Origin of the sequence: Segeticoccus rhizosphaerae, assembly GCF_009192725.1 — a bacterium.
GTDB classification, from domain to species: domain Bacteria; phylum Actinomycetota; class Actinomycetes; order Actinomycetales; family Dermatophilaceae; genus Segeticoccus; species Segeticoccus rhizosphaerae.
In genome coordinates, this window is record NZ_VOHR01000250.1 from 1 (window position 1) to 5,580 (window position 5,580).

Consider the following 5,580-nt stretch of genomic DNA (forward strand, 5'->3'; position numbering starts at 1 on the left):
CTCGCCCCGAGGACGCCGGTCACCCAGGCGTAGCGCCGGGCCTCCAGCAGCCACGCCTCGATGGCACCCGGCCAGGCCTCGGGGTCACCGACCGGGTCGCCGGCGGCGAGGCTCACGCCGGAGACGACGCGGTAGCAGACCGCCGCCTTGCCGGTCGGGGAGAAGACGACCGACTTGTCGCGGCGCAGGCTGAAGTAGCCGAGGGAGTCGTCACTGCCCCGGGTGCCGAGCAGCTCGCGCAACCGGGCCTCGTCGCGCTCGGTGAGGGCGGCCGGCCCGGACGGCGCCCGCAGGAGGCTGGCCAGGGTGGTCACGACGGCGACGGCGCCGAGCAGCGCGAGGGTCGTCCCCTCATACATCGCCTGGTGCCCGTCGACGAAGCGGATCGGCCCGCGCAGGCCCACCAGTCCGTAGGCGACCTGCTGGAGCACGGCGAGCGCACCGTCCGGTCCGGTCCGCCCGTCGGGATCCAGCAGGACGACCGCGAGCCCCACCAGGGAGGCCATCACCGTCGACGCCACCAGCACGGTCAGCGTGTGCCGTCTGGAGCGGGGATCGGCGACACCGGTGAAGGCCTTGCGGGTGCTCCACAAGAGGGTGAGCAGGCCAACCCCGAGCAGGATCACCTCCGGCTCCCGGGTGCGCAGCAGATGCAGCACGGTGACGCCGACGGTGATCGCCATGACGACCAGCCAGGCCCGCCGCTTGCGCCGCCGCAGTCCGCCCGCGAGCAGCAGCAGCGTCGTGCCGGCGGCGATGGTCAGTGGCCGGGTGGCGTGCGGCGCGAAGGGCGGCAGCACGCCCATGAGCAGGTCGAGCTCCACCGGCCGGTTGCTGTGCGGGATCGCCTCGGTGGCGATCATCAGCAGCCCCACCACGGCGGTGACCCGGGCCAGCTGGGCCGGCGCCCACGCGGTGCGGCGCCGCCAGAGCCGGGCCAGCCCCCCGGGTACCGTCGCCATGTTGGTCGTCACCGCGTCACCTCCACAAGAGCAGGGTGGGAACCGGACCACCGCTCGCCAGCGTGTCAGCCGCGAGGTGAGAGCAGGCTGAGAAGCGCACGTCTGCGAGGCGCGCGGAACAGGTTGTCGGCGTACCGTCCCGCGGGTGCACACCGTCCACCCCGTGGCAGCGCTGCGTCCGGCCTTGCTCGGGGCAGTCGCCCTCCTGCTGGTTCTGACCGGCTGCGGGCCGGCCAGCTCGGCTGCCTCCGCGCCGTCGTCATCGGTCCCGTCGTCGACACCGCCCAGCTCACGGTCCGCCCCGTCCTCACTGCCGACCCGGAGCACGACCAGCAGGACGACGTCCTCGACCACCCCGTCGGCCCCCGCGGCGACGCCGGCGCGCCCGCCGGTCGTCGTGGGCCTCGGGGACTCGGTGACCTCGGGTTACGGCTGCGACTGCGAGACGTTCGTGCAGAGGTATGCCGCGCAGCTGCCACCCGCCAAGGGCGGCCCCGCCCGGCCGATCAACCTGGGCAAGGGCGGCAGCACGAGCGTCGACCTGTTGCACGACCTGCGAAGCGACGCCGCGACCCGGCGAGATGTCGCGTCGGCCGACGTGGTGCTGGTGACGATCGGCGCCAACGACCTCGGACCCCTGCTGCCGCGCTGGCTCGGCTCCGACTGCGACAACACCTGCTATGACGGGGCGGTCGCGGCGGTCGGCCGGCGGGTCGGCGCCATCGTCCGGCAGATCCACGCGCTGCGCGGCAGCGCGCCGCAGCAGGTGCTGGTCACCGGCTACTGGAACGTGTTCGTCGATGGCGAGGTGGGGCGCCAGGAGCACGGCACGGCATACCTGCGGTGGAGCGACCGGCTCACCCGGGCTCTCAACGCACAGATCGCGCAGGTGGCCACGGCGGCCGGTGCGACCTGTGTGCACCTCTATGCGCCGTTCAAGAGCCCCACCGGTGATCGCGACCCGACCCCGTTGCTCGCGCCCGACGGTGACCACCCGGACGCGGCAGGTCACGAGGTGATCGCCAAGGCACTCCTCGCTGCGACCAGCTCGATCGAGTCCCACTCGTGAGGCGTCCGCCTTGGCTACTGTTGCTCCCGGTCGGGGACGAGCCAGGGAAGGGTGGTGCCCGGTGAGCGAGAGAACGCACGCCAGCCCCCAGGGGGAGCCCTCGGCCGAGTCGGGCGGCTCGATGACGGACCGTGACCTGCTGGCCGTGCGACTCGGTCAGCTGGCCAGGGAGTTGCAGCACGAGACCGACACGTCCGCGACGCTGGACGCCATGGTGTCGGCGGCCGTGGAGCTGGTCCCCGGCGCCGAGGAGGGCTCGGTCAGCGTGGTGACCTCGCGGAGGTTCGTCGACAGCCACCACGCGACCGGTCCGCTGCCGCAGCAGGTGGACGCGCTGCAGACCGAGACGGGGCAGGGCCCGTGCCTGGACGCGGCCTTCGAGCACCAGACGGTGCGGATCAATGACCTGCGGACCGCCGTGCGGTGGCCCGCGTTCGCCGCGCGAGCCGCCGAGACGGGGGCACTGAGCATGCTCGCGTTCCAGCTGTATGTCGAGGGGGACAACCTGGGCGCGCTGAACCTGTTCTCGACCAAGGCGGACGCCTTCGATGACGAGTCCGAGCACGTCGGCCTGCTCTTCGCGGCGCACGCGGCGATCGCGGTCGCCGACGCTCAGAAGCAGGACCAGCTGCGCGAGGCGGTCGCCACCCGCGACCTGATCGGGGTGGCCAAGGGCATCCTGGCCGAGCGCTACAAGATCACGCCCGAGCAGGCGTTCCTCGTCCTGACCAGGCTCAGCCACGACACCCACACCAAGCTGCGTGAGGTCGCCGCGGAGCTGGTGCGCAGCGGCTCGCTGCCGGACCAGGACGCCGACACCGGTCGCTGAGCCACGCCGGACCCCGGGCTCGCGGTACCCCGCCGGCGCTCAGGAGCCAGCGGACAGGTGCTGGGACAGGAAGGCCAGCGCGCCGGGCACCTCGGCCCCCCAGGTGACGAAGTTGTGCCCGCCGGTCGGCAGGATGACCGCCGTGACCCGCATGGGCGGCCGGACCAGGTGGAGGAACCGCACCGTGTCGCGGTAGGTCCTCTCCTGCTTGCTGATCGTGACCATCAGCGAGACCGGCGGCGGGGCCTCGTGCTGCGCGAGCCACTCCGGGTTGTTGAAGTCCTTCAGCGGCTTCCTGCCGGCCCACAGGTTGCCGGTCGTCGGGTCGTGGATGGTGTGGTAGTAGCCCGACAGGGAGACGCCGGCGCGGAAGGTGTCGGGGTGGTGCATCAGGATCTTGGTGGTGCAGTAGCCCCCGGTGGAGTCGCCCATCAGACCCCAGTCGTTCGGGCGCACCCGCAGGGCCGACTGCAGGACGGTGGGCACGTCCTGGGCGAGGTAGGTCTCGGCCTGTGGCCCGCCGGGGATGTCCGTGCACTCGGTGTCGCGCACCGGCACCACCGCGGAGCGGAGGAAGACGTAGACCATCGGCCCCGCCTTGTGGGCCCGCACGGCCTGCAGGGCGTGTCCCGGGTAGTCCTGGTGCGAGGACACCTCGCCCTGGGCCGAGCCGGGGTAGCCGGTCAGGACCTCGACCGCGGGAAAGCGGTGGTGGGCGTAGCGGTGCCGGAAGTACTGCGGCGGCAGGTAGACGTAGCCGTCCGCGGAAAGGCCCGACTGCGGTCCGGAGAGCAGGACCGCCTCGACCCGGCCGCGGACGGCCCACTGCGAGCGCGTGGAGAAGTTGGTGTCGCCGACCACCCGCAGGTCGTGGGCGTCGGCCTTGTTCACGTCCAGCCTGACGCCGTGGACTGCCGGATCCCCGGGCTGGTGGCGATGCACGCTCCGGCTGACCTGTGGGCCGCCGGCGTGCAGCACTGTCGCCTGGTTGATGTTGACCTGGCCGCCGCCGAACAGGTCGGACCAGGAGGTGTAGAAGTCGCCGTAGTCGTTGGCCAGGGCCGCGACGAGCACGAGCGTGGTGAGCTGCCCCCCGACGAGCAGCGCCACCCGCGACCCCGCACGCACCGGGCGTGGCCCCCGCACCCGGGACCAGAGCAGGTAGGTGGCGACGGGAAAGAGCACCGCCAACACGGCGAGCAGGACGATCAACGACGTGCCGAGCAGGCTCATCAACCCTCCCGAGATGCGCGAGGCCGGTATGCCGACCTGTCGCCAGTGTCGGCGTATGCCGCTTGGAGGCCGCTGAGTCCCGCCGGCTCACCACAGCCGGCTCACCACATGCGGTCCACCACATGCGGTCCACCAGATTCCGGTTCACCGCACCCGGGGGAGCCGCACCTCGAACCGCGCGCCGCCGAGCCGCGACTCGACCACCCGCACGGTCCCGCCGTGCGCCCGCGCGACCTCGGCGACGATGGCCAGCCCGAGGCCGGTGCCGCCCTGCCCACGCTCACGGGCGGGGTCGAGCCGGACGAAGCGGTCGAACACCCGCTCCCGGTCCTGCGGCGGTATGCCGTCCCCGTCGTCCTCGATGACCAGCAGCGCCTCGTCGTCCTCGAGGGCCAGCGTCAGCCGGACCTGCTCGCGGGCCTCCCGGACGGCGTTGTCGGCGAGGTTGCGGATCAGCTGGCCCAGCTTGCGGGCGTCGCCGCGGACCCTGGCCGGGGCGATCTGTGCGGCGACGCCGACCCGGCGCAGGGCCCGGAGGCGGCGGGCCTCGGCGTCGACCAGGTCGTCCAGGTCGACGTCGATCCGGTCGAGCCGCAGGCCGGTGTCGTCGGCCTCGGCGAGCAACAGCAGGTCATGGACCAGCTCGCTCATCCGCTCGGCCTCGGCATGCATCGTGGGGTGCGTCTCACGCCATACCTGCCCACTCGGGTCGGCGGCGGCGACCTCCAGCCCCACGATCACCGTGGAGAGCGGCGAGCGCAGCTCGTGGCTCGCGTCGGCGAGGAACCGGCGCTGCTCACCGTGGGCCCGGTCGAGGCGGTCGAGCATCTCGTTCATGGTCTCGGCCAGCCGGGCCACCTCGTCCCCGGAGCGGGGCACCGGCACCCTCTCGTCCAGGCGCGCCCCGGTGATGCTGCGCACCCGGGAGCGGATGCGCTCGACCGGCCGCAGCGCCCGACCGACCAGCACCCACGTGGCGCCGCCGACCAACAGCAGCAGCAGGGGGATGCCGGCGAAGAGGTACAACAGCACCGTCTCCACCGCCTCCTCGCGCTGCTTGAGCGGTGCGGCGACCACCACGGTGTAGTCGGCGCCCTCCCGCGTGATCCCGCGGGCCACGACCAGGTAGGGATCGTGCCCCTCGCCGAGGCTGGGGAGCGACGAGCGTTCCCGGACCACGACCTCGCCGGGCGCCGGACGGGCCTTCGTCAGCGGCTGCGCGCTGGCGGGCACGGACGACGCAGCGACCACGTGGCCGGCCGGGCCGAGGACCTGCACGCTCTGCCCGCGCCGGTTCTCGTCGGCGAGCGTGTCCGGCAGCGCCGACAGCCTGTCCGACTCCACTTGCCGGACCACCTGCGCGGCCTGGGCACGAGCGTCGCCCTCGACCGTCGAGGTCAGCGCGTGCCGCAGCAGCAGCGAGAGCAGGAGGGCGCCCGCGAGCAGCGCCGCCGCGACCGTGACGACCGCAGCGACGGTCGACCGGG

The 5,580-nt window shown here is 73.1% G+C and carries 5 protein-coding genes; 2 read left to right on the top strand and 3 right to left on the bottom strand.

Annotated elements, in window-relative coordinates; all coding sequences use genetic code 11:
- Positions 1 to 974: phosphatidylglycerol lysyltransferase domain-containing protein (locus tag FRW57_RS24515; protein WP_152186497.1), on the bottom strand; the 974-nt coding region annotated here is incomplete at its 3' end.
- Between the two features lie 133 nt (positions 975 to 1,107).
- Between FRW57_RS24515 and FRW57_RS16360 the strand changes: the two genes are divergently transcribed.
- Together FRW57_RS16360 and FRW57_RS16365 are read left to right on the top strand one after the other, a co-directional pair.
- Positions 1,108 to 2,031 carry an SGNH/GDSL hydrolase family protein gene (locus FRW57_RS16360; RefSeq protein WP_152186498.1) on the top strand — a complete coding sequence of 308 codons (924 nt, stop codon included), beginning with the start codon at positions 1,108 to 1,110 and terminating at the stop codon, positions 2,029 to 2,031.
- Between the two features lie 61 nt (positions 2,032 to 2,092).
- The gene (locus FRW57_RS16365) at positions 2,093 to 2,860 is read left to right on the top strand and encodes a GAF and ANTAR domain-containing protein (RefSeq protein ID WP_238999464.1); all 768 of its coding nucleotides are present in this window, start codon (positions 2,093 to 2,095) and stop codon (positions 2,858 to 2,860) included.
- A 39-nt stretch (positions 2,861 to 2,899) separates the two neighbouring features.
- Here the strand turns inward: FRW57_RS16365 and FRW57_RS16370 are convergent, their stop codons facing one another.
- Positions 2,900 to 4,093: an alpha/beta hydrolase gene (locus FRW57_RS16370; protein WP_152186499.1), complete on the bottom strand. Its 1,194-nt coding sequence runs from the start codon at positions 4,091 to 4,093 to the stop codon at positions 2,900 to 2,902.
- Between the two features lie 144 nt (positions 4,094 to 4,237).
- The coding region (locus tag FRW57_RS16375; RefSeq protein WP_152186500.1) for a sensor histidine kinase at positions 4,238 to 5,580 on the bottom strand (1,343 nt) is incomplete at its 5' end.